Below are 22,764 nucleotides of genomic sequence, written 5' to 3'. Positions count from 1 at the left end.
GGTACCGGCCAAGAAGCGGCCGGCTGCGAAGACTTCCCATGACCTAGGCACAGCCCCTGCCCAGCAAGCGACGACGAAGAGGGTGGCCATGAAGACCAACGAGAACAGGACCCCGGCAACTGCGCCGGCCAAGTCCCCTGCACCCAAGGCTGAGACCCTCTTGGTGAAGGACGGGGAGTCCCCGTGGACGGCGGCTGAAGTAGCCGAGCTCCGGGCCGGCATGGAGGCCGACGTCGTGCACCTGCGGCAGGAGATCAAGGACGCCGAGCAGGAGATCGTCGGCCTGTTCCGCGACGGCAGCGACGGTGCGGGCAACGACCAGGCCGACGTCGGTTCCACCACCCTCGAGCGCTATCACGAGGCGACGGTGGCCAACAACGCGCGCGACATGCTCAACCAGGTCGAGTTCGCCCTGTCCCGGATCGCCGACGGCACCTACGGCGCCTGTGAGTCCTGCGGCAAGGCCATCGGCAAGGGTCGGTTGCAGGCATTCCCGCGTGCGACACTGTGCCTCTCATGCAAAGAACGCGAAGAACGTCGCTGAACGACGACGAACCCCAGGCATCAGAACCGGCCGACCTCGAGTCGGCCGGTTCTCCGTCGTCTCCGGCTGAGGCCGCACCGCGCTCCTGGAAGTGGATGGCGATGTTCGGCGTCGCCGGGATCGTGGTGCTCGGGCTCGACCAGCTGACGAAGGCGCTCGCACTGGCGCATCTGACACCGGGCGAGCCGGTGAACGTGATCGGCGGGTTGCTGAAGTTCAACCTGATCCGGAACCCGGGTGCCGCGTTCAGCCTCGGCGCCGGGTACACGCCGGTGATCAGTGTGATCCAGATCGCCGTGGCGCTCGGTGTGATCTATCTGTCGCGCAAGCTCGGGTCGGTCGGCTGGGCGATCGCCTTCGGCCTGCTGTTCGGCGGCGCGGTCGGCAACATCACGGACCGGATCTTCCGCGAGCCCTCGCCGTTCCACGGGCATGTCGTCGACTTCCTGCAGACGCCGCACTGGGCGATCTTCAACATCGCGGACATGGCCGTCACGTCCGCCGCGATCCTGCTGGTCATCCAGACCTTGCGCGGGATCCGCCTCGACGGCACCAAGGAGCTGAAGAAATGAGCTCCCGTACCGTCATGGTCCCCGACGGCCTGGCCGGTGAGCGTCTCGACGCTGCGCTGTCCCGCCTGTTCGGCGTCTCGCGCACCAAGGCCGTCGAGATGATCGAGTCCGGCCTGGTCCAGATGGACGGCGTCTCGGCGCTCAAGTCCTCCCGGGTCTCGGCCGGGGTGATGCTCGACGTCGAGCTGCCGCCACCGCCTTCCGACGTGACCGTCGTACCGGAGACCGTCGACAACCTGCGGATCGTCCACGACGACGACGAGATCATCGTGGTCGACAAGCCGGTCGGGGTCGCCGCGCACCCGTCACCGGGCTGGACCGGCCCGACCGTGATCGGTCACCTGGCCGGCGCCGGGTTCAACATCTCCACCAGCGGTGCCGCCGAGCGCAAGGGCATCGTGCACCGCCTCGACGTCGGCACCTCCGGCCTGATGGTCGTCGCCAAGACGGAGTACTCGTACACCGTCCTCAAGCGCGCCTTCAAGGAGCGGACGGTCAAGAAGATCTACCACGCGCTCGTGCAGGGTCACCCGGACCCGTTCACCGGCACCGTGGACGCCCCGATCGACCGGCACCCGAACCACGACTACAAGTTCGGTGTCATCGCCGGCGGCAAGCCCAGCGTCACGCACTACGAGACGCTCGAAGCCTTCCGCTACGCGACGCTGCTCGAGATCACCCTCGAGACCGGCCGCACGCACCAGATCCGCGTCCACATGTCCGCGATCGGTCACCCGTGCTGCGGCGACCTCACGTACGGCGCGGACCCGGTGCTCGCCGAGAAGCTCCAGCTGAAGCGCCAGTGGCTGCACGCCATGCGCCTCGGCTTCGACCACCCCGGCAGCGGCCAGTACGTCGAGTTCACCTCGCAGTACCCCGAGGACCTGGACCAGGCCCTCGACCGCCTCACCGACTGACCGCATACCGGGCGTCTTCGTCCGTCCCGGGGTGCCGATTCAAAACTGTCGGTGGCGCGGATTAGGCTGCTCCAGTCTTGCTCAATCACGCCCTGGGAGGTCCGCGCCGATATGGGTTCCAGCGACAGTTTCGTGCACCTACACGTGCACACCGAGTACTCGATGCTGGATGGCGCGGCAAGGATCGACGAGCTGTTCAAAGCGGCCCAGGAGATGGGCCAGCCGGCGATCGCGACCACCGACCACGGGTTCGTCTTCGGGGCCTACGAGTTCTGGAAGACCGCGAAGAAGTACGACGTGAAGCCGATCATCGGTGTCGAGGCGTACCTGACGCCGCACACGCACCGGACCGAGCGCAAACGGGTCAAGTGGGGCGACGCGAACTCGGGCCGCAACGACGTCTCCGGTTCGGGTGCGTACACCCACATGACGCTGCTCGCGAAGAACACGTCCGGGATGCACAACCTGTTCAAGATGAGCTCGCTGGCCAGTCTCGAGGGCTACTACTTCAAGCCCCGGATGGACCGCGAGCTGCTGCAGACCTACGGCAAGGGCCTGATCGCGACCACCGGATGCCCGTCGGGCGAGGTGCAGACGCGGTTGCGGCTCGGGCAGTACGACAAGGCGATCGAGGCCGCGTCGGAGTTCCGCGACATCTTCGGCAAGGAGAACTACTACTGCGAGCTGATGGACCACGGCCTCGGCATCGAGCGGGACATCCAGGGTGACCTGCTGCGGCTGGCCAAGGAACTCGGCCTGCCGCTGGTCGCGACCAACGACCTGCACTACACCAAGGCCGAGGACGCCACCGCGCACGCGGCGCTGCTGTGTGTGCAGTCCGGCTCGACGCTCTCGGATCCGAACCGGTTCAAGTTCGACGCCAACGAGTTCTACGTGAAGACCGCGGCCGAGATGCGCGAGGTCTGGAAGGACTTCCCGGAGGCGTGTGACAACACGCTGCTGATCGCCGAGCAGTGCGACGTCAGCTTCACCGAGGGGGAGGGCCGGTTCATGCCGCGCTTCCCCTGCCCGGAGGGGCACAACGAGGAGTCCTGGTTCATCGCCGAGGTGGAGACCGGGCTGCACTACCGCTACCCCGAAGGCATCCCGGACCCGGTCCGCAAGCGGACCGACTACGAGCTCGAGGTCATCACCTCCAAGGGGTACGCCGGCTACTTCCTCGTCGTCGCCGACTTCATCAACTGGGCCAAGGCCAACGGCATCCGGGTCGGCCCGGGCCGTGGTTCCGGTGCCGGTTCGATGTGCGCGTACGCGATGAAGATCACCGACCTGGACCCGCTGCTGCACGGTCTGTTCTTCGAGCGCTTCCTGAACCCGGAACGTATGTCGATGCCCGACTTCGACATCGACTTCGACGACCGCCGCCGCCCCGAGGTGATCCGCTACGTCACCGAGAAGTACGGCGACGACCGGGTCGCGATGATCGTCACCTACGGAACGATCAAGGCCAAGCAGGCGATCAAGGACGCGGGCCGGGTGCTCGACTACCCGTTCGCGATGGGTGACCGGATCACCAAGGCGATGCCGCCCGCGGTGATGGGCAAGGACGTGCCGCTGTCCGGCATCTTCGACTCAAGCCACAAGCGCTACTCCGAGGCCGGCGAGTTCCGTCAGCTCTACGAGTCCGACCAGGACGTCCGCAAGATCGTCGACACCGCCCGCGGCCTGGAGAACCTGAAGCGCCAGTGGGGTGTGCACGCGGCCGGCGTGATCATGTCCAGCGAGCCGCTGATCGAGCTGATCCCGATCATGCGCCGCGACCAGGACGGCCAGATCATCACCCAGTTCGACTACCCGAGCTGCGAGACGCTCGGCCTGGTCAAGATGGACTTCCTGGGTCTGCGCAACCTGACGATCATGGACGACGCGGTCAAGAACATCCAGGCCGCGCACGGCATCACGATCGACCTCGACGCGCTGAGCAAGTCGCTGGACGACCAGCCGACGTACGACCTGCTGGCCCGCGGTGACACGCTGGGCGTCTTCCAGTTCGACGGTGGCCCGATGCGGGCGCTGCTGCGGCTGATGAAGCCGGACAACTTCGAGGACATCTCCGCGAGTACGGCGCTCTACCGGCCGGGCCCGATGGGCGCGAACAGCCACACGAACTACGCGCTGCGCAAGAACAACCAGCAGGCGATCAGCTATCCGCACGACTCGCTCGAGGAAGCCCTCGAGCCGGTGCTCGGCGTCACCTACGGCCTGATCGTGTATCAGGAGCAGGTGATGGAGATCGCCCAGCGCCTGGCCGGCTACTCGCTGGGCAAGGCGGACCTGCTCCGCCGGGCGATGGGCAAGAAGAAGCGCGAGGTGCTGGACGCCGAGTACGTCGGCTTCGCCGAGGGCATGAAGTCGAACGGGTACTCCCCGGAGTCGATCAAGGCGCTGTGGGACATCCTGCTGCCGTTCTCCGACTACGCGTTCAACAAGGCGCACTCCGCGGCGTACGGGCTGGTCTCGTACTGGACCGCCTATCTGAAGGCGAACTACCCGGCCGAGTACATGGCTGCCGTGCTGACGTCCGTGAAGGACGACAAGGACAAGATGGCCATCTACCTGAACGAGTGCCGCCGGATGGGGATCAAGGTGCTCCCGCCGGACGTGAACGAGTCCGACTCGAACTTCACCCCGGTCGGGACCGACATCCGGTTCGGCCTGTCCGGGATCCGCAACGTCGGTGTCAACGTGGTGGCCGAGATCGTCGCGGCCCGCGAGGAGAAGGGCCGGTTCAGCGACTTCGTCGACTTCATCGACAAGGTCTCGCTGCCGGTCTGCAACAAGCGCGTCATCGAATCACTGGGCAAGGCCGGTTCGTTCGACTCGATGAACCACGCCCGGCGCGCGGTGGTCGCGGTCCACGAGCAGGCCGTCGACGAGGCGATCGATCTCAAGCGGAACGAGGCGCACGGCCAGTTCGACCTGTTCTCGATGGGCGACGACGAGCCGGCCGGCGCAGACGGCGAAGTGAACAGCCGGTTGTCGGTGCGGGTGCCCGAGATCGAGGAGTGGGACAAGGCGACCAAGCTCGCCCACGAGCGCGACATGCTCGGTCTGTACGTCTCCGACCATCCGCTGTTCGGCGTCGAGCACGTCCTCACCAACGGCACGGATTGCACGATCGGGCAGCTTTTGTCCGACGAGGACCGGCCGGATGGGACTCGGGTCACGATCGGCGGCCTGGTCACCGCGGTCCAGCGCAAGGTGAACAAGCGCGGTGACATCTACGCGATCGTCACCATCGAGGACCTCGAAGGTTCGATCGAGGTGATGATGTTCTCCTCGGCGTACCAGCTGCATGCGCACCTGCTCAGCAACGACGCGATCATCTTGATGAAGGGTCGCATCCGCCGCCGCGAGGACCGCGTCGAGCTGAGCGGCGACGAGGTCGTCGTCCCCGACCTCACCGAAGGTCCCAGCGGCCCTGTCGTCATCACGATGCCTGTCACCCGCTGCACCAAGCCGGTGGTCGACCAGCTCCGCGACATCCTGCACGCCCACCCCGGGATGACCGAGGTGCAGCTCCGCCTGGAGGCGCGGCAGAAAACCACCGTCATGCGGATCGGTGACCGCTTCCGCGTCACTCCCACGTCATCCCTGATGGCCGACCTGAAAGCGCTGCTCGGCCCCTCCTGCCTGGCCGGGTAGGGGTTATGCGGCACACTGTCGAGGTGAGTGACTCCCTACCCCCGAGGCCTGTCTACGGGCAGCCTTCGCCATGGCTGGCGCAGCCGCAAATGAATCCTTTCGGTACGCCGCCGGCGCCCGAGCCGGTGATGCCGTGGGCCAAGGCGATTCTGGTGACTGTGGTGGTGTTTCTGGTCGCCGGTGTGGTGGGCGGCTGGGCCTGGCAGCAGTTCTCGCCGCTGGCGCAGTACACGGTGGATGAGCAGGGCGGGGCGCTGGGCGAAGAGCAGATGACCCGGGTGTTCGGGCCGGACGGCACGTTCACCGCGATCGGGTTCGTAGCTGCGTTCCTGCTGGGTGGCGCGCTGTTCTGGTGGTTGCGGAACTACGGCCCGTGGTCGGTGGCAGTCGTCGTACTGGGGGCTTGCCTGGGGTCCGGCGTTTCCTGGGGTGTCGGGATGCTGCTCGGGCACGATCCGCTGACCGAGCGGCTGGAGGCTGCGAAGCCTGGCGACCTGGTCGCGGCGCCACTCGAGCTGCACACCTGGACGCCGGCGGCGGCCTGGTTGGTAGGTGCTGCGCTGGCCGCTGCGGTGATTGCGGCCACGACCTGGCGGGCCGAACCGGTTGCAACCGGTTCGGAACCTGTTGCGTCAGAGGGCAACCCCCCGGTGCACTAGGGTGTCCTGGTCCGGTGGGTGAGGCCATCGGTCCGTACGAGGGGGAAGTTGATGTCTGACCAGAACACTCCGCCCGGCCCGCAGTTCCCGGGTCAGGGTGGTCCGCAATACCCAGGTGCCGGGGGGCCGCCGCAGCAGCCGCCGTACCAGGGCCAGCAGCCGTACCAGGGCCAGCAGCCCTATCAGCAGCAGCCGCAGGGCCAGTTCCCGCCGCCGAATGCTCCCTATGAGCAGGTGCAGATGGGTGGCCAGTGGCAGCCGGAGCCGCCGGCGAAGAAGCGCGGCAAGCTCATCCCGATCATCGCGGCCCTGGCCATGGTGGTCGTCGTGGCCGGCGGCGGAATCTTTGCCTACGGCAAGCTCAACGGCGGCAAGCAGCCGGATACTGTGCTGCCCGGTACGGCGATCGGCTACCTGCGCGTGGACCTGAACCCGTCGGCGGGCCAGAAGCTCGCCGCGCTCCGGTTCCTGATGAAGTTCCCGTCCGCCAAGGACAAGCTCAAGCTGACCGGCGACAAGGACGACCTGCGCCAGAAGCTCTTCGAGGCAGTGAAGTCCGAGGACAAGAGTGGCGACCTGAAGGACGTCGACTACGACAAGGACGTCAAGCCGTGGATGGGCGACCGGATCGGCGTCGCGGTGCTCCCGAAGGCCGAGGCCAAGAAGGAGCCGACCGTCGTCTTCGCGGTGGAGGCCACCGACGAGAAGGCGGCCATCGCGACGCTCGACAAGGGCAGCAAGCCGGGCGAGAAGCTCGGCCGTGCCTTCACCGACGGCTACCTGCTGGTCAGTGAGACCCAGGCCGAGGTCGACGCCGCGGTGGCGGCGACGAAGGCCGGTTCGCTGGCCGACAACGCCAAGTACCAGGCCGACCTGGAGAAGCTCGGCGAGCCTGGCTTCGCCACGCTGTGGGCGGACCTGAGCGGGATCGCCAAGCTGGCCGGCGAAATCGGTCCGGCCAAGGTGAACCCGGTGGGTAGCGGCACGATGGCCGCCGCGCTCCGTTTCGACGCGCAGTACGTCGAGCTCAAGGGCATCACCAAGACCGACACCGAGCTTGTCGCCAAGGCGTCCGACGCGAGCGAGCTGTTCACCAAGCTGCCGGATACGACGGCCGCGGCGATCAGTGTCTCCGGTGTCGACTCGTCGATCGACCAGGTCTGGAAGACCTTGCAGCAGACCCCTGAGATCAACGACCTCGTGCAGACGTTCGCCGAGAGCAGCGGCCTGAAGCTGCCGGATGATCTGAAGGCGCTGTTCGGCAAGAACCTGTCGGTTGTCGCCGACAAGGACGCCTCGGCGGGCCCGAAGATCGCCGCCCGGCTCGAGACCGACCCGGCCAAGGCCGAGGCCGTGCTCGCGAAGGTGACCACGCTGCTCAAGCAGTCGCCGGTTCCGGTGCAGCTTCAGACGGCCAAGGACGGGGACACCCTCGTCGTTGCCACCGACAAGGAGTACGCCGGCAAGGTCCTGCAGGGCGGCAACCTCGGTCAGTCCGAGGGCTTCAAGGCCGCACTGCCGAACGTGCAGGGCGCCACGATGCTCGCGTACGTCGACTTCGACGCAGTGAACGGCGTCATGGAGTCGCTGGGTGAGAAGTCCAACGCCGACGTCAAGGCGCTCCGCTCCGCGGGCGTCGCAGCCCGCAACACCGGCAACTTCGAGAGCGAGTTCACGCTCCGCGTCGTCGCCAAGTAACACTGACTGCAAGCCCCGGACGGCCGCACCTGCGGTCGTCCGGGGTTTTCTTGTGGGCATGATGTCGAAATCTCCCGGCCGGCTTCTACCTCTGTGGTGACAGCACCTTTCACCCCACAGGAGAGACCATGAACCACTTCACGAGCGCGCACACCGTCGGCATCCCCGTCACCGACCAGGACCGGGCGCTGGAGTTCTACACCAAGACCCTCGGCTTCACGCTGGTGGTGGATGCACCCCTGCCGCAGCTCGGCGGCCGCTGGATCGTCGTCGCGGCTCCCGATGGCGGGGCGAATCTTGCGCTCACGCCTGGGGCTGGGTCTGTCGATACAGGCATCCGTCTCGGTACGCCGGATGCCGCGGTCGCTCATCAGCACCTGGTCGACGAGCAGGTGAGCACGAGCGAGCTGCTGTCCTGGCCCGGGGTGCCGCCGATGTTCAGCTTCCGCGACCTCGACGGCAACACGTTGTACGTCGTACAGGACTAGACGAGCACGTTGCCGCCGCCGACAGTGACGATGGAGCCGGTGGCGTAGTGCTGGTTCATCAGGAAGACGTAGGCCTCGGCGATGTCCTCGGGCTCGCCGATCCGGCCGACCGGGACGGATTCGGCGGCGGCGTCGTAGTCGAATCCGTCGGGCCACAAGGGCGTGCGGACGATGCCAGGCTTGACTGCGTTCACGCGCAGCGGCGCCAATTCGACGGCGAGAGAGCGAACGAGTGAGTCGGCGGCACCGCAGATGCTGGCCGCGACCGACCAGCCCGCGGCGGGGCGATCGGCCGCTGTACCGCTGGTGAGGACGATGGATCCGCCCGGGCGGATCTTGCTGACACTTGCGTGAACGGCTTGCAGGGCGCCGAAGTACCGGAGTTCGAAGGCTTGCCGGGCGCGGGCGAGGTCCAGCGAGCGGACCTCGAGCAGGCTCAGGGCTTCACCGGCGGTGTAGACGAGGTGGTCGAACGGGTCGAGCCCGGCGAAGAAGTCGGTGACGGCTGCCGGATCGGTCAGGTCGACCGCCGTACCGGAGGCGGTCGCCGGCAGCTCGGCCAGTGCTCTCTTGACCGACGAAGGGTTGCTGGAGGCAACGATCACGGTGGCGCCGTGGTCGGCGGCGAGGCGGGCGGTGGCCAGCCCGATGCCCGACGTACCGCCGAGGAGGACGACGCGCTGGTCCTGCAAAGTCATGATGAGCCTTTCGTGGTTGGGGTTCCCTGCCACGATGCGCCCGCGGGGTGGTCGCGGTCCAAGACCTGTTCGGGCGTCTGTAATACCCTGAAGGTATGACGGACGTGGATCTCCGCAAGCTGCGGTACTTCGTCGCGGTCGCCGAGGAGCTGCATTTCGGGCGCGCGGCCGAGCGTCTGCATATCGCGCAGCCCGTGCTGTCGCGGCAGATCCGGGCTCTCGAGCATGAGCTCGGCGCCCAACTGTTCGCCCGCACCAAACGCTCAACCGAGCTCACTCCAGCCGGCCGCCAACTCCTCGACGACGCGAGGCCGCTGCTCAGCTCAGCCGAGGCCCTCCGTCGCCGTGTCGCGCAGACGGCCCGCGGCCCCAAGACCTTCACGATCGGCTTCATGCCGGGCCTGACCGTGACCCCGGCCGTGCGGGCGTTCGAGGCGCTCCGGCCCGAAACCGAGGTCGAGGTGCTCCGGACGACCTGGGTCGATCAGATCCAGGTCCTGTACGACGGCCGTGCCGACGTGAGCGTGGTCCGGCTGCCGATCGAGCAGCGTGGGCTGAGCGTCCGGCCCCTGTTCGACGAACCACGGGTGGCCGTGCTGCCCGCCGATCACCGGCTTGCGGACAAGACCTCGCTCGATATCGCTGATCTCGCCGACGAGCACCTGCTGCAGCACCCCGACCAGGTGCCGGAGTGGCGCGACATCGCGCTCGAACTACGGTCCGGCCGGCCCCGGCCGGTGCCCGCGGCGAACAGCGTGGAGGAAAAGCTCGAACACGTCGCGAGTGGTCGCGGCATCTCGATCCTGCCGGTCTCGGTCGCGGCCTACTACCAGCGGCCGGACGTGAGCGCCGTACCGGTGAACGACATCGGCCCCAACAAGGTTTGCCTGGCCTGGCTCGCGTCTCGGCGTTCCCGCGCGATCCAGGACTTCGCCGCCCTCGCGGACACCATCGATTGGACCCCTCACCTGAGGACCCGGTAGCGGATGTGGGTGGCGGCGGGGAGCACGCCGAATCGACACCTATTCCTCGGCGAGGGCCTCCAGGACTCCGTCGCCGTACTTGGCGAGTTTGTTTTCGCCGATGCCGCTGATGGTGCCGAGGGCGGACAGGCTGGTCGGCAGGTCGATGGCGATCTGGCGGAGGGTGGCGTCGTGGAAGATGACGTAGGCGGGGACGCCTTGTTCCTTGGCGACGGCGGCGCGCCAGCTGCGGAGGCGTTCGAAGACCGGGACCAGCTCGGCCGGGAGGTCGGCGGCGGGGGACTTCTTGCCGCTGCTGGAGCGGGACTTCGACTTGGTGCGCTCGGGCTCGCGGCGCATCATCACTTCGCGGCGGCGGCCGAGGACCTCGGCGCTGTCGTCGGTGAGGACGAGGGTGCCGTAGTCGCCTTCGACGGTGAGGAAGCGTTGGGCGAGCAGCTGGCGGATGACGCCGCGCCACTCGGTGTCCTTCAGCTCGGTGCCGATGCCGAAGACGGAGAGTTGTTCGTGGCGGAACTGTCTGACCTTCTCGGTTTCTTTGCCGAGCAGGATGTCGATCACCTGGCCGGCGCCGAACTTCTGGTTCCGCTCGTGCTGCAGGCGGTAGATGGTCGAGAGCAGCTTCTGGGCAGGGATCGTGCCGTCCCACGACTCCGGCGGCGTGTTGCACGTGTCGCAGTTGCCGCAGGCGTCGCCGTGCTGACCGAAGTACGCGAGCAGTTGGGAACGCCGGCAGGACACGGTCTCGCACAGCGCGAGCATCGCGTCGAGGTGCGCGCTCAGGCGGCGGCGGTGGGCGAGGTCGCCTTCGGAGGTGTCGATCATCTTGCGCTGCTGGACGACATCCTGCAGGCCGTACGCGAGCCAGGCGGTCGACGGCAGGCCGTCACGACCGGCGCGGCCGGTCTCCTGGTAGTAGCCCTCGACCGACTTCGGCAGATCCAGATGGGCGACGAACCGGACATCCGGCTTGTCGATCCCCATCCCGAACGCGATGGTCGCAACCACGACCAGCCCGTCCTCGCGCAGGAACCGCGATTGATTGCGCGAGCGGACCCGGCTGTCGAGACCGGCGTGGTACGGAACGGCCTCGATCCCGTTCTGGGTCAGGAAGGCCGCGGTCTTCTCAACACTGTTGCGGGACAGGCAATAGACGATGCCCGCGTCGCCAGGATGTTCGGTCCGCAGCAGGTCGAGCAACTGTCGCTGAGGGTTGTCCTTCGGCACGATCCGGTAGTGGATGTTCGGCCGGTCGAAGCTCGCGACGAAGTGCTTGGCATCCGTCAGGTTCAGCCGGGTCGCGATCTCCTGATGGGTCGCCTCGGTCGCCGTGGCGGTCAGCGCGATCCGCGGCACGTCGGGCCAGCGCTCGTGCAGCTCCGACAGCATCAGGTAGTCGGGCCGGAAGTCGTGGCCCCACTGGGACACACAGTGCGCCTCGTCGATCGCGAACAGCGCGATCTTGCCCTGGTCGAGCAACCGGGTCGTCGCCTCGACCCGCAGCCGCTCGGGCGCGAGGTAGAGCAGATCCAGCTCACCGGACAGGAACGCCTGCTCGACCTCCCGCCGCTGCTCGAAGTCCTGCGTCGAGTTCAGGAACCCGGCCCGGACACCGAGCGCGGTCAAGGCGTCGACCTGGTCCTGCATCAGCGCGATCAGCGGTGAGATCACGACGCCGACACCCGACCGCACGAGGGAAGGAATCTGGTAACACAGCGACTTCCCGCCACCGGTCGGCATCAGCACCAGCGCGTCGCCGCCGCCGATCACCGTGTCGATGATGTCGCCCTGCTCGCCACGGAAGGCGTCGTACCCGAAGGTACGGCGCAACACTTCCAAAGCTTCGGTGGGCAGAGCGTCAGTCGTTTCTGTCACCCCGCGATTCTAGGCAGCTCGCCGAGCCCGAATCGCCGGAAACCCCTTACTCGCCCGCATACGTTCCGATACTCCACAGATTCCCCTCCGGATCGCGCACCGTGAACCCTCGCGATCCGTAGTCGCTGTCCTGCAGACCCCGTACGACGATCGCTCCCGCCCCGATCGCTCGTCCGATCAACGTGTCCGGGTCGTCGTGCACGAGATAGACCGACTGGGCCTGGTCGGCGAGCAACGTGAACTCGTTCGGCTCGGACTGCGCATCGGTCGAGCTCACCATCACGCCACCACCAGCCGGCCACAGCAGTTCGGAGTGTGCCACCGAGCCTTCCGCCGTACCGGCGTACGACGCGACGAGCTGGAAGCCGAGTCCATCAGTCAGGAATTTCAGAGCAGCCTGGCCGTCGAGATACACCAGGGTCGGCCAGACGCCGACTGTCTTCGTCAGAGATGTCATACCCCTGACTGTGCAACCTCCAGGGCCGACAGGTCTTGAACGTTTGGGAGCTCTTCCGCGATCCATTGCCGCGGCGAGCATCCGGCAATCGCCTGCCACTCCCGCGTCAGATGCGCCTGATCGGCGTACCCGAGCTCGGCCGCCAGCTCCGCAAGCCGCACTCCGGGCTCTCGGCGCAACCGCGCGACCGCCTGCTCGAAGCGCAGCACCCGGCCTGCCACCTTCGGCGCCAGCCCGAACTCGGCGGTGAACCGATCGGTGAGATGCCGCCGGCTCCACCCGACCTCGGTCGCCAGCTCCTGCACGCCAAGCCCACCATGCGTCTCGCGCAACCGCCGCCAGGCCCAATCAACTTCCGCCCGCGGCGTCATCGAAGTACGGGCGCACGCCGGGGGAGCGGCCCATCGCCGCAGCAACGCGTCTTCCAGCAGATCGAACCGCGCCGCCCAGCTCCCGGCCTCGCGCATCTGCTCTACCAGCATGCGCGCCGAGGGCCCAATGAATTCGTCCAGCTCGACCACCCGCCACGCCAGCTCACCAGGCGGCAATCCGAGCAGCGCCCGCGACCCGGCCGGTGTCAGCGCCATCTGAACGCCGGATCGGCTCGGCGACCCGCCGACATGGACCGCACGCGAATGCAGCCCACCAACGCCGGCGTCGTACTTGCCGGCGGGTTCACCCGGCCAGGTGATCCCGAGCGGCTCGTCCATCGTGATCACCAGCGTCAGATACTGCGACGGTAGGCCGCGATGCAGCGCCGGCGGCTCACCGTCGTACGCATAGCCGCTCAGATCGCCGACAAACGGGCGCAGAGCGGGGTGCACTTCACGATGAACGTGCGTGAACCCTGCCATGCCACCAATCTAGAGGGGCCTACGGACAAGAACCATGCGTCCGAAGTCGGTCTGCGCGATCCGGACCAGCTCGAACCCGACCTCCACTGCTTCCGCGGTCAGCTCCTCGGCGGTCCTGCCGAACGGCACGCCCCAACCCTGAGCGACCAGCCGACGCAGCGTGTACGACGGTCGCCCAGCGTCATCGGGCAGTGGTTCCATCTCCTGGACGAACAGGATTCCGCCCGGCCGTAGGGCGCGCAGGATCATCTCGAGCGTGGCCTGCCGGGTCGAGGCCGGGAAGAACGGCTGCGCCCAGAAGGCCGAGCCGTACACGTCCTTCTCGTCGAAGTCCCGCGCATCCATCACCTTGAGGTCGACTCGATCGCCCACGCCCAGTACGTCGATCCGGCGCTGTGTCTCGGCAGCCACGGTGGGGATCAGCTCGATCGCCGTACCGCGAAGGTCGGGGAACAGTCCGGCCAGCGTCGTGGTCGCACCGGCGACACCGCAGCCGACGTCGAGGAAGCGATCGGTGTGGATCAGCTCTGCCAGCTCCGGGATCTGCGGCAGAAAGAGCTTGTCGTAGAGCGCCGCCGTGATCGGCGTGCCCTTCCCGCCGGTGGCACGCGCGGTGACCAGCGCGTCCGCATCAGACAGCGGCAGCGCACCAGGCTCCTCGGCCGCAGTCCGCACCATGCGAGTCAGCAGCTCCGCCTGGTCGAGCGCATCGTCCAGACTGATGTAGGCGTCGTCAGCCACGAGTGCTGCGAACGCATCGGTCAGCTGGACTGTGTCGCCGTACGTCACGACGCCGTTCGCCTCAAGCGCGCCGACGAGGTCAGCCACGCGCTGCGGCGGCAGACCGGAGAAGTCGGTCAGCGCCTCGAGCGTCCGCGGTTCGGTGAGGTACGTCGTCCAGCCCTTGTCGCGGAGCGCGGTCACGAGGGACAGGACCTGGGCGCCGTCGACCCAAGCCTTGACCACGTCCCGGGCCTCTCCGGCAAGAGCGAAGCGTGCGAGTTGATCGTCTTGGTTGCTCACACCAACAGGATGCGTGAGCAGGTCAGGAGTTCGCGGGATTGCTTGTGGTCTGCGTCACGCAGAAAGGGCGTTCTCCAGCCGGGGCTGGTGGAACAGCCGCAGGTCACACACCTGGCTGTCTCGCAGGTGCTGCACCCAGACCACGGTCGGCGGGCAGTGCAGCGGGTCCTCGGGCGGGTTGATCAGGTTGATCTCGCTGACCGTGACGTCCTGGCTGGCAAGCACATTGGTGATCCGGCCACGGACGCCGTCGGCGATGTCGCCGTACATGCCGCGCAGGAAAGAGTTGGCGTCGCCCTGCCCGCCTGACCAGGTGTAAGTCGCGCCGGGCGACCAGTGCGCCGCCAGCACCTCAGCCAGCGTTCCCCGCTCCGCCGCAGCCAACGTCTCCTCGACCTCACTGCGCCGTACGGCGGCTAGTGCGCTCACGTCGCTATGGCAGTCGTCGGCCGTGGCCAGCAGGCTGGCGCTCAGCTGACCGCGCGCCTTGGCCAGGCGGCTGCGCACTGTGCCCACTGGGATGCCGCAGGCGTCAGCGATGTCCTGGTACGCCGTCACGCCACTGAAGTGCCGCAGCATCATCACGAGCCGCAGCGGTGGCGACAGGTCCTCCAGCGCACGCCAGACCCAGTCCCGTGTGGCATGGCGCTCCAGCAGCTCGGCTGGGTCGGGCTCGGTCGACGGCAGTACGGCGTGCAGTTGCTCGTCGAGAGGGAGTGGTTGCCGGGCGCGCAGGTACGTGAGGCAAGCGTTGCGGACCACCTGACGCAGCCACGGGCCGACTGCAGCCGGATCGCGTACGTCGCCGATCCGGGCGAGCGCGACCGTCATCGCCTCCTGCACTGCGTCGTCCGCATCCGCTCCTGCGCCAACGACCGCGATCGCAACTGCCGCCATCCGGGCGCGGTGCCCGGCCAGCAGCGTGCCGAGCGCACTGATGTCGCCCGCCTGCGCCGCCCGCACCAGCTCGGAGTCGTCCATGAACAACACGATAGCGGCACCGGTTCACCCCGCTCAGGAGCGTCAGGAATCCGTCATACGGGACCGGCGTTTCGGCATTCGGACGACGAGTGGCACCATGGACTGAGTTCGTCCAGCTCTAGAACTTGGAGATTCTCGTGCCTGATCTGAGGTCCCGTACCGTCACCCACGGCCGCAACATGGCGGGCGCCCGCGCCCTCATGATGGCCTCCGGCGTAGACCGTGGGGACTTCGGGAAGCCGATTATCGCGGTGGCGAACAGCTTCACCGAGTTCGTCCCCGGCCACACGCACCTCGCCCCGGTCGGGCGGATCGTCTCCGAGGCGATCAAGCAGGCCGGCGGCATCGCGCGCGAGTTCAACACGATCGCCGTCGACGACGGGATCGCGATGGGGCACGGCGGCATGCTCTACAGCCTGCCTTCGCGGGACCTGATCGCCGACTCGGTCGAGTACATGGTCGAGGCGCACTGCGCGGACGCGCTGGTCTGCATCTCGAACTGCGACAAGATCACCCCGGGCATGCTGATGGCCGCGCTCCGGCTGAACATCCCGACCGTGTTCGTCTCCGGTGGCCCGATGGAGGCCGGCCGGGCGACGCTGGTCGACGGGACCGTGCGCAAGCTCGACCTGATCGACGCGATGTCCGAGGCCGTCAACGAGAACGTCTCCGACGAGGACATCCAGCGGATCGAGGAGAACGCCTGCCCGACCTGCGGGTCGTGTTCGGGCATGTTCACCGCGAACTCGATGAACTGCCTGGTCGAGGCGATCGGTCTGGCGCTGCCCGGCAACGGTTCGGTGCTGGCCACGCACACCGCCCGCAAGGCGCTGTACGAGAACGCGGGCCGCACGGTCGTCGAGATCACCAAGCGGTACTACGAAACCGACGACGAGACCGTGCTGCCGCGGACCGTCGCCTCGCGCCTCGCATTCGAGAACGCGATGGCGCTGGACATCGCGATGGGCGGATCGACGAACACGATCCTGCACCTGCTGGCCGCGGCGCAGGAGGCCGAGGTCGACTTCGACCTGGACGACATCAACGCGGTGTCGCGCAAGGTGCCGTGCCTGGCGAAGGTCGCGCCGAACGTTGCTCCTGGCGGCACGTACTACATGGAGGATGTGCACCGCGCTGGTGGCATCCCGGCGATCCTGGGCGAGCTCTACCGGGCCGGCCTGCTGAACGAAGACATCCACACCGTGCACAGCGCATCGATCGGTGACTGGCTGAAGAACTGGGATGTGCGCAGCGGCTCGCCGTCGGCCGAGGCCGTTGAGCTGTGGCACGCGGCGCCGGGCTGCAAGCGGTCCGCGACCGCGTTCTCGCAGTCGGAGCGTTGGGAGACGCTGGACACGGACGCGGCCGGTGGCTGCATCCGCGACCTGGAGCACGCCTACTCCAAGGACGGCGGACTCGCCGTACTGAAGGGCAACCTGGCCGTCGACGGCTGTGTCGTGAAGACCGCCGGTGTGGACGAGTCGATCTGGACCTTCCAGGGCCCCGCGGTGGTGTGCGAGTCGCAGGACGAAGCGGTCGAGAAGATCCTGGCCAAGCAGATCCAGCCGGGTGACGTCGTGGTGATCCGCTACGAAGGTCCCAAGGGTGGGCCGGGGATGCAGGAGATGCTCTACCCGACGTCGTTCCTGAAGGGCCGCGGCCTGGGCAAGGTCTGCGCCCTGGTGACCGACGGCCGGTTCTCCGGCGGTACGTCGGGCCTGTCGATCGGGCACGCTTCTCCGGAAGCCGCCTCGGGTGGCACGATCGCGCTCGTCCAGGACGGCGACCAGATCCGCATCGACATCCCGAACCGCTCCATCGAGCTGCTGGTCGACGACGCCGAGCTGGAAGTCCGCCGTACGGCGCTGGGCGGTGTCTACGCCCCGAAGAACCGCGAGCGGAAGGTGTCGCAGGCGCTCCGCGCGTACGCCGCCATGGCGACGAGCGCCGACAAGGGCGCCGTACGGGATGTCAGCAAGCTCGGCTAAATCTCCAAGTCCCTAGATCTCCAGATCGAAGGCGAGACTGATGGCCTCGGCCAGGGCTGGTTCCTGGTCGGGGTGCAGGTAGCCGATCAGGCGGCCGAGGTGAGACTTCGGGATCGTCTGGATGTTGTCGCAGGAGATGGCGCTCGCGTGGTCGAGCCCGTTCTGCGGGCCGACGAGCACCTCGGTGGAGAGCCCACGGATGGTGCTGGTGATCGGCGCAACGGTGACATTGGTCAACCGCGGGCGAATCAGCTCGCGCGTGAGCACGACCACCGGCCGCGGCTTGTCCAGCCGGGCGATGTGCAGCGGCCGCATCTCAGTCGAGGTCGTTCAACGCGGTCCCGGACACGGCCGACGCCAATCCCTCGAGCTCGGGATCTTCGCCGTACTCCGCCAGAATCGCCAGATCGCGCGTCGCCAGCTCCCGCCGCCGCTCACGCTCCATCGCCCGAGCCACCACCGAAGCCCGGCTCGTCGCCTTGTCCGTCGCCACCAGTTGGTCCATGAACTCCACGAGTTCATCCGGCAGCCGCACCGTAATCTGCTTGCTCATACCAAAACCATACCGCCCCGGGATTCACTTCGGTAGCGGTCGCGGCTCAGTTCGGCGACATGCTGGACCAGCTGAGGTCGGTGGCGGGGAGGGAGGGGAGCGCGGTGATGGCGGAGAGCTCCGAGTCCAGGAAGCCGACCAGCTGGGTGAGACGGTTGGTGGTGTCGGTGGCTTCGAGGAGTTTTTGGCGGTCCGGCGTTAGGAGCGTCATGGCGGCGGACATCAGGTAGGACAGGGTGCTGGGGTCGTCGGGGAGGTCGCCTAGGTGGAGGCCGGGGCGGCTGATGGCGGAGACGGCTTCGGCGTACTTGCGGAAGCGGCCGACCGCGATCGTGGCGGCGCCGAGGGGGTCCTCGCCGAGCTCTTCGTCGAGCCATTCGACGTCGGCGACCAGGTAGTCGCCGCCGCCGTCGAGTTCGGCGACCTTGAAGCGGCGATTGCCGGTCAGCGTGATCTCGACCGGGCCGTCGTCGTCGGCGTCCAGGCGGATCTCGGAGATCGTGGCCGAGCAGCCGGTGCCGTAGAGAGAGCGGAAGACACGTTCGCCGAGCTCGTAGCCGTCGCGGACGGCGAGGGCGCCGCAGGCCATCTCGCCACCGTTCTCGACCAGGTCGCGGATCACCGCGCGCCCCTGGACGTCGGTGACCGGGATCGGGAGCACCAGCCCAGGAAAGATCACCGTGTCGACAGTGAGCAGCGGCAGGCGGGAGTCCATATAAGGAGCCTAGGCCATGCCTGGCGGTCCCACGCCTACTGCGCTGCACTCGGCACGGCACCTCGCCGCGCTGGTGCAAAGGCCACGATGGAAAAGCATCGAGGCCTTCGCCCCAGCACGCCGAGCTACCGCACCGAGCACATGCTCGCTACGGCGCGGGACCGCCAGGCATGCCCTAGTGGACAACTCATCTCAGTACGTGGCGTGACGGGGCGTGACGCTCGAACACTGGATATGCGGTCGGAGGCACGACGCGTCAGCACTAGACTGGGCCCATGATTCGCCGCGTCGACCTGCGGGGCCGAGTGGCGGCCGGTGAGGTCTCCGACCTCCAAGCCGAAGTGAACGCCCTCGTCCCCCGAGCCGTGTTCGACGTCGAGAAGGCTCTCGACGTCGTCCGACCCCTGTGTCTGGACGTCCGCCATCGTGGACTCGAGGCCATCCGGGAGTACGGCGAGAAGTTCGACCATGTGCGGGTGGAGGACATCCGGGTTCCGGCGGTGGCGCTGAAGACCGCGCTGGCGGAGCTGGACCCGACCGTGCGGGCGGCGTTCGAGGAGTCGATCCGTCGGGTCCGCGAGGTCAGCGAGGACGAGAAGACCGCCGATATCGCCTCCGAGCCGGCACCGGGCGGCCGAGTCGTCCAGCGCTTCGTTCCGGTGCAGCGCGTCGGACTGTACGTCCCGGGCGGGCGCGCCCCGCTGGCATCCAGCGTTGTCATGAACGTCGTCCCGGCGCAGGTTGCCGGTGTGCCTTCGCTGGCAGTGGCATCGCCGCCGCAGAAGGAGTTCGGTGGCCTGCCGCACCCGACTGTGCTCGCCGTGTGCGAGATGCTCGGCATCACCGAGGTCTACGCGATGGGCGGCGCGCAGGCGATCGCCGGCTTCGCGTATGGCTTCGACGGTTGCCGCAAGGTCAACCTGGTCACCGGCCCCGGCAACATCTACGTCGTTGCCGCGAAGCGGTTCCTCCAGAGTGAGGTCGGCATCGATTCCGAGGCCGGCCCGACCGAGATCGCGATCCTCGCCGACGACTCCGCCAACGCGCAGCACGTCGCCGCGGATCTGATCAGCCAGGCCGAGCACGACCCGATGGCCGCGTCGGTCCTGGTCACTCCGAGCGAGGCCCTGGCCGCGGCAGTCGAGGCTGAGCTGCCGATCCAGGTCGCGCAGACCAAGCACCGCGAGCGCGTGCTCGAGGCACTCAACGGTCAGCAGTCGGCCGTCGTACTGGTGGATGATCTCGACCAGGGCACTGCGCTCGTGGATGCGTATGCGGCCGAGCACCTGGAGATCCAGACCGTCGACGCCGAGGAGCGCGCGGCCCGGATCACCAACGCAGGCGCGATTTTCGTCGGCGGCTGGTCGCCGGTTTCGCTCGGCGACTACTGCGCCGGATCGAACCACGTTCTCCCGACCGCGGGCTGCGCGTGCCACTCGTCCGGCCTGTCCGTGCGCAGCTTCCTGAAGGCCATGCACGTCATCAACTACTCGCGCGACGCCCTCGAAGAGGTCGCCGGCCACGTAGTTGCCCTCGCCAACGCCGAAGACCTGCCCGCCCACGGCGCAGCCGTCTCCGTCCGCTTCCCCGGAGCTATTTGATGAGTCGCTTTGACGGATTACCGATCCGCGAGGAGCTCAAAAGCTTTGAGCCGTACGGCGCCCCGCAGCTCGACGTACCGATCCTGCTGAACGTCAACGAGAACCCGTACAGCCCGAGTGAGGCGGTCGTCGCGGATATCGCGGCCTCGGTGACCGACGCCGCACGCGGCCTCAACCGTTACCCGGACCGCGAATTTCTCGACCTGCGGGCCGACCTCGCCGCCTACCTCGGCCGTGAGTCCGGAGCGCAGCTGGCGCCCGAGCAGATCTGGGCGGCGAACGGTTCCAACGAGGTCATGCTGCACATCCTGCAGGCCTTCGGCGGCCCGGGCCGGACGGCGCTGTCCTTCGCGCCGACCTACTCGATGTACCCGGAGTACGCCCGAAACACCAACACTGCTTGGGTTACGGGCCGCCGCTCCGAGGACTTCACGCTCGACCAGTCCAAGGCGCTCGCCGCGATCTCGCGACACCGCCCGTCGATCGTGCTGCTCGCCTCACCGAACAACCCCACCGGTACGGCGCTCCCGATCCAGGTCGTCGAGGCATTGGCGGCTCGCACGGCCGCGACCGGCGCCGTACTGGTCGTCGACGAGGCGTACGGCGAATTCCGCCGGACCGGGACTCCGAGCGCGCTCTCGTTGTTGCCGTCGTACCCGAATCTTGCCGTCGCGCGGACGATGTCGAAGGCGTTCGCCCTGGCCGGCGGCCGGGTCGGATACCTTGCCGCGAGCAACCAATTGGTCGACGCGTTGAGGATCGTCCGGCTGCCTTATCACCTGTCCGCCGTGACCCAGGCGGTCGCCCGGGCCGCGTTGCGGCACTCCGACGAGCTGCTCGGCCGGGTCGAGCAGTTGCGCATCGAGCGCGACGAAACGGTCGACTGGCTGCGCAGCCTTGGTCTGCGCGCGGTCGACTCGGACGCGAACTTCGTCCTCTTCGGCACCTTCGCCGACCGGCACGCGGTCTGGCAGACGCTGCTCGACGACGGCATCCTGATCCGCGAGACCGGCCCGGACGGCTGGCTGCGGGTCTCGATCGGCACGGGCGAGGAGATGGCCGCGTTCCGCGCTTCACTGGAGCGCATCCTCAAGACAGACACGGGAAGGTTGTCATGACCCGCACTGCACGGATCGATCGCGAGACGAGCGAGTCCAAGGTCCTGATCGAGCTCGACCTGGACGGGACTGGCCGGGCCGACATCTCGACCGGGGTCGGCTTCTACGACCACATGCTCAACGCGCTGGCCAAGCACGCGCTGCTCGACCTGCACGTGAACACGGTCGGCGACCTCGAGATCGACGCGCACCACACGGTCGAGGACACCGCGATCGGTATCGGCCAGGCGCTGAAAGAGGCGCTGGGCGACAAGAAGGGCATCCGGCGCTTCGGCGACGCGACCGTGCCGCTCGACGAGGCGCTCGTGCACTGCACGGTCGACCTGTCCGGCCGCCCGTACTGCGTGCACACCGGCGAGCCCGACGGTCAGGTCTACGCGATCATCGGTGGCGACTACGCCGGTTCGCTGACCCAGCACGTCTTCGAGACGCTCGCGTTCAACGCCGCGATCTGCATCCACATCCGGGTGCTGTCCGGCCGCGACCCGCACCACATCGTCGAGGCACAGTTCAAGGCCTTCGCCCGCGCGTTGCGCGCCGCCGCCGAGCTCGACCCGCGGCAGCCGGGGATCCCGTCCACCAAGGGCGCCCTGTGAGCAAGAAGGTCGTCCTCTTCGACTACGGATCGGGCAACATCCGGTCCGGGGAGCGAGCCCTGCAACGGGTTGGCGCCGATGTCACCGTCACCTCGGACTACGACGAAGCGCTGAACGCCGACGGCCTCCTGGTCCCCGGCGTCGGCGCCTTCGCCGCCTGTATGGCCGGCCTGAAGGCAGTCCGCGGCGACGCGATCATCGACCGCCGCCTGACCGGCAGCCGCCCGGTCCTCGGCATCTGCGTCGGCATGCAAATCCTGTTCGCCCGCGGTATCGAGCACGGCGTCGAGACCGACGGTTGCGACCAGTGGCCAGGCACAGTCGAGCGCCTCCAGCCGACCGAGGGTCAGCCGGTTCCGCACATGGGCTGGAACACCATCGACGTACCGGCCGGCACGCGGTTGTTCGAGGGTGTCGACAAGGAACGCTTCTACTTCGTCCACTCGTACGGCGTCCGCACCTGGGAGCTCAACGACACCCGCGAGTCGGTCACGCCGCTGGTCACCCGGACGACGTACGGCGGTGATGCCTTTGTGGCCGCGGTCGAGAACGGCCCGCTGACCGCCACCCAGTTCCACCCGGAGAAGTCCGGCGACGCAGGCGCGACAGTCCTGGAGAACTGGGTCCGCTCCCTGTAGTACCAGTGGTCTAACTGGTTTCACCCCTGACCGGTCGGTCACGGTTTGGGGAGCGTGTCCGCTTTCCGGGCTGCCAGCCCTTCTCAGTACCCAATGGCGGTGCCACACTCACTCGCCAAGGTGATGGGAACACTGGGGAT

The 22,764-nt window shown here is 67.6% G+C and carries 22 protein-coding genes; 13 read left to right on the top strand and 9 right to left on the bottom strand.

Annotated features, from left to right (window positions below):
• Positions 1-88 precede the first annotated feature (88 nt).
• The 7 genes from E1263_RS08840 (at position 89) to E1263_RS08810 (ending at position 8,544) form a co-directional block, all read left to right on the top strand.
• Positions 89-544: a TraR/DksA family transcriptional regulator gene (locus tag E1263_RS08840; RefSeq protein WP_132166703.1), complete on the top strand. Its 456-nt coding sequence runs from the start codon at positions 89-91 to the stop codon at positions 542-544.
• Positions 517-1,116: a signal peptidase II gene (gene lspA, locus E1263_RS08835; protein ID WP_132166702.1), complete on the top strand. Its 600-nt coding sequence runs from the start codon at positions 517-519 to the stop codon at positions 1,114-1,116. The genes E1263_RS08840 and lspA overlap by 28 nt, the downstream gene beginning before the upstream one ends.
• The gene (locus tag E1263_RS08830; RefSeq protein ID WP_132166701.1) at positions 1,113-2,033 is read left to right on the top strand and encodes an RluA family pseudouridine synthase; all 921 of its coding nucleotides are present in this window, start codon (positions 1,113-1,115) and stop codon (positions 2,031-2,033) included. The genes lspA and E1263_RS08830 overlap by 4 nt, the downstream gene beginning before the upstream one ends.
• Positions 2,034-2,144: 111 nt before the next feature.
• Entirely contained in the window at positions 2,145-5,699 is a 3,555-nt protein-coding gene (gene dnaE, locus E1263_RS08825; RefSeq protein WP_132166700.1) for a DNA polymerase III subunit alpha, read from the top strand.
• A gap of 89 nt (positions 5,700-5,788) precedes the next feature.
• The gene (locus tag E1263_RS08820) at positions 5,789-6,358 is read left to right on the top strand and encodes a hypothetical protein (protein ID WP_238161133.1); all 570 of its coding nucleotides are present in this window, start codon (positions 5,789-5,791) and stop codon (positions 6,356-6,358) included.
• A gap of 51 nt (positions 6,359-6,409) precedes the next feature.
• Positions 6,410-8,056: a DUF3352 domain-containing protein gene (locus E1263_RS08815; RefSeq protein ID WP_132166698.1), complete on the top strand. Its 1,647-nt coding sequence runs from the start codon at positions 6,410-6,412 to the stop codon at positions 8,054-8,056.
• A 128-nt stretch (positions 8,057-8,184) separates the two neighbouring features.
• A complete protein-coding gene (locus E1263_RS08810) occupies positions 8,185-8,544 on the top strand; it encodes a VOC family protein (RefSeq protein WP_132166697.1) in 360 nt (119 codons plus the stop codon).
• On the opposite strand, the gene E1263_RS08805 is transcribed toward E1263_RS08810, so the two are convergent.
• Positions 8,541-9,242 carry an SDR family oxidoreductase gene (locus tag E1263_RS08805; RefSeq protein ID WP_132166696.1) on the bottom strand — a complete coding sequence of 234 codons (702 nt, stop codon included), beginning with the start codon at positions 9,240-9,242 and terminating at the stop codon, positions 8,541-8,543. The two genes, E1263_RS08810 and E1263_RS08805, sit on opposite strands and share 4 nt — an antisense overlap.
• 95 nt (positions 9,243-9,337) lie before the next feature.
• Between E1263_RS08805 and E1263_RS08800 the strand changes: the two genes are divergently transcribed.
• Positions 9,338-10,225 carry a LysR family transcriptional regulator gene (locus E1263_RS08800; protein ID WP_132166695.1) on the top strand — a complete coding sequence of 296 codons (888 nt, stop codon included), beginning with the start codon at positions 9,338-9,340 and terminating at the stop codon, positions 10,223-10,225.
• A gap of 39 nt (positions 10,226-10,264) precedes the next feature.
• Here E1263_RS08800 and recQ read toward each other — a convergent pair whose 3' ends face one another.
• Genes recQ through E1263_RS08775 form a run of 5 tightly spaced genes read right to left on the bottom strand, consistent with a single transcriptional unit; the run spans position 10,265 to position 15,415 of the window.
• A complete protein-coding gene (gene recQ, locus E1263_RS08795) occupies positions 10,265-12,100 on the bottom strand; it encodes a DNA helicase RecQ (RefSeq protein ID WP_132166694.1) in 1,836 nt (611 codons plus the stop codon).
• Between the two features lie 46 nt (positions 12,101-12,146).
• Complete coding sequence (locus E1263_RS08790) at positions 12,147-12,557, bottom strand: VOC family protein (RefSeq protein WP_132166693.1); 411 nt, start codon at positions 12,555-12,557, stop codon at positions 12,147-12,149.
• The gene (locus E1263_RS08785) at positions 12,554-13,411 is read right to left on the bottom strand and encodes an AraC family transcriptional regulator (RefSeq protein ID WP_132166692.1); all 858 of its coding nucleotides are present in this window, start codon (positions 13,409-13,411) and stop codon (positions 12,554-12,556) included. Before E1263_RS08785 ends, E1263_RS08790 begins: the two co-directional genes overlap by 4 nt.
• A gap of 9 nt (positions 13,412-13,420) precedes the next feature.
• Positions 13,421-14,434, bottom strand: a complete 1,014-nt coding sequence (locus E1263_RS08780) for an SAM-dependent methyltransferase (protein ID WP_132166691.1) — start codon at positions 14,432-14,434, stop codon at positions 13,421-13,423.
• A 54-nt stretch (positions 14,435-14,488) separates the two neighbouring features.
• On the bottom strand, positions 14,489-15,415 hold the full coding sequence (locus E1263_RS08775; RefSeq protein ID WP_132166690.1) for an RNA polymerase sigma factor: 927 nt from the start codon (positions 15,413-15,415) through the stop codon (positions 14,489-14,491).
• A 137-nt stretch (positions 15,416-15,552) separates the two neighbouring features.
• Here E1263_RS08775 and ilvD point away from each other — a divergent pair, with 137 nt between their 5' ends.
• Positions 15,553-17,403, top strand: coding sequence for a dihydroxy-acid dehydratase (gene ilvD, locus E1263_RS08770; RefSeq protein WP_132166689.1), 1,851 nt, complete (start codon positions 15,553-15,555; stop codon positions 17,401-17,403).
• Positions 17,404-17,415: 12 nt separating this feature from the next.
• Here ilvD and E1263_RS08765 read toward each other — a convergent pair whose 3' ends face one another.
• Genes E1263_RS08765 through E1263_RS08755 form a run of 3 tightly spaced genes read right to left on the bottom strand, consistent with a single transcriptional unit; the run spans position 17,416 to position 18,671 of the window.
• Entirely contained in the window at positions 17,416-17,718 is a 303-nt protein-coding gene (locus E1263_RS08765) for a type II toxin-antitoxin system PemK/MazF family toxin (RefSeq protein ID WP_132166688.1), read from the bottom strand.
• 1 nt (position 17,719) lies between these two features.
• On the bottom strand, positions 17,720-17,956 hold the full coding sequence (locus tag E1263_RS08760) for a ribbon-helix-helix domain-containing protein (protein ID WP_132166687.1): 237 nt from the start codon (positions 17,954-17,956) through the stop codon (positions 17,720-17,722).
• Positions 17,957-18,002: 46 nt separating this feature from the next.
• Positions 18,003-18,671 (bottom strand): LON peptidase substrate-binding domain-containing protein, encoded by a 669-nt coding sequence (locus E1263_RS08755; RefSeq protein WP_132166686.1) that lies wholly within the window; start codon positions 18,669-18,671, stop codon positions 18,003-18,005.
• 275 nt (positions 18,672-18,946) lie between these two features.
• Between E1263_RS08755 and hisD the strand changes: the two genes are divergently transcribed.
• From hisD to hisH, 4 genes are read left to right on the top strand one after another with little or no spacing between them, the layout of a single operon-like run.
• Entirely contained in the window at positions 18,947-20,272 is a 1,326-nt protein-coding gene (hisD, locus tag E1263_RS08750) for a histidinol dehydrogenase (RefSeq protein ID WP_132166685.1), read from the top strand.
• The gene (locus E1263_RS08745) at positions 20,272-21,390 is read left to right on the top strand and encodes a histidinol-phosphate transaminase (RefSeq protein ID WP_132166684.1); all 1,119 of its coding nucleotides are present in this window, start codon (positions 20,272-20,274) and stop codon (positions 21,388-21,390) included. Before hisD ends, E1263_RS08745 begins: the two co-directional genes overlap by 1 nt.
• Positions 21,387-21,986, top strand: a complete 600-nt coding sequence (gene hisB / locus E1263_RS08740; protein ID WP_132166683.1) for an imidazoleglycerol-phosphate dehydratase HisB — start codon at positions 21,387-21,389, stop codon at positions 21,984-21,986. Before E1263_RS08745 ends, hisB begins: the two co-directional genes overlap by 4 nt.
• Entirely contained in the window at positions 21,983-22,624 is a 642-nt protein-coding gene (gene hisH / locus E1263_RS08735) for an imidazole glycerol phosphate synthase subunit HisH (RefSeq protein ID WP_132166682.1), read from the top strand. The genes hisB and hisH overlap by 4 nt, the downstream gene beginning before the upstream one ends.
• Positions 22,625-22,764 lie beyond the last annotated feature (140 nt).

Origin of the sequence: Kribbella antibiotica (genome assembly GCF_004349055.1) — a bacterium.
Taxonomy (GTDB): domain Bacteria; phylum Actinomycetota; class Actinomycetes; order Propionibacteriales; family Kribbellaceae; genus Kribbella; species Kribbella antibiotica.
This window is presented reverse-complemented; position numbering and strand designations above follow the sequence as displayed.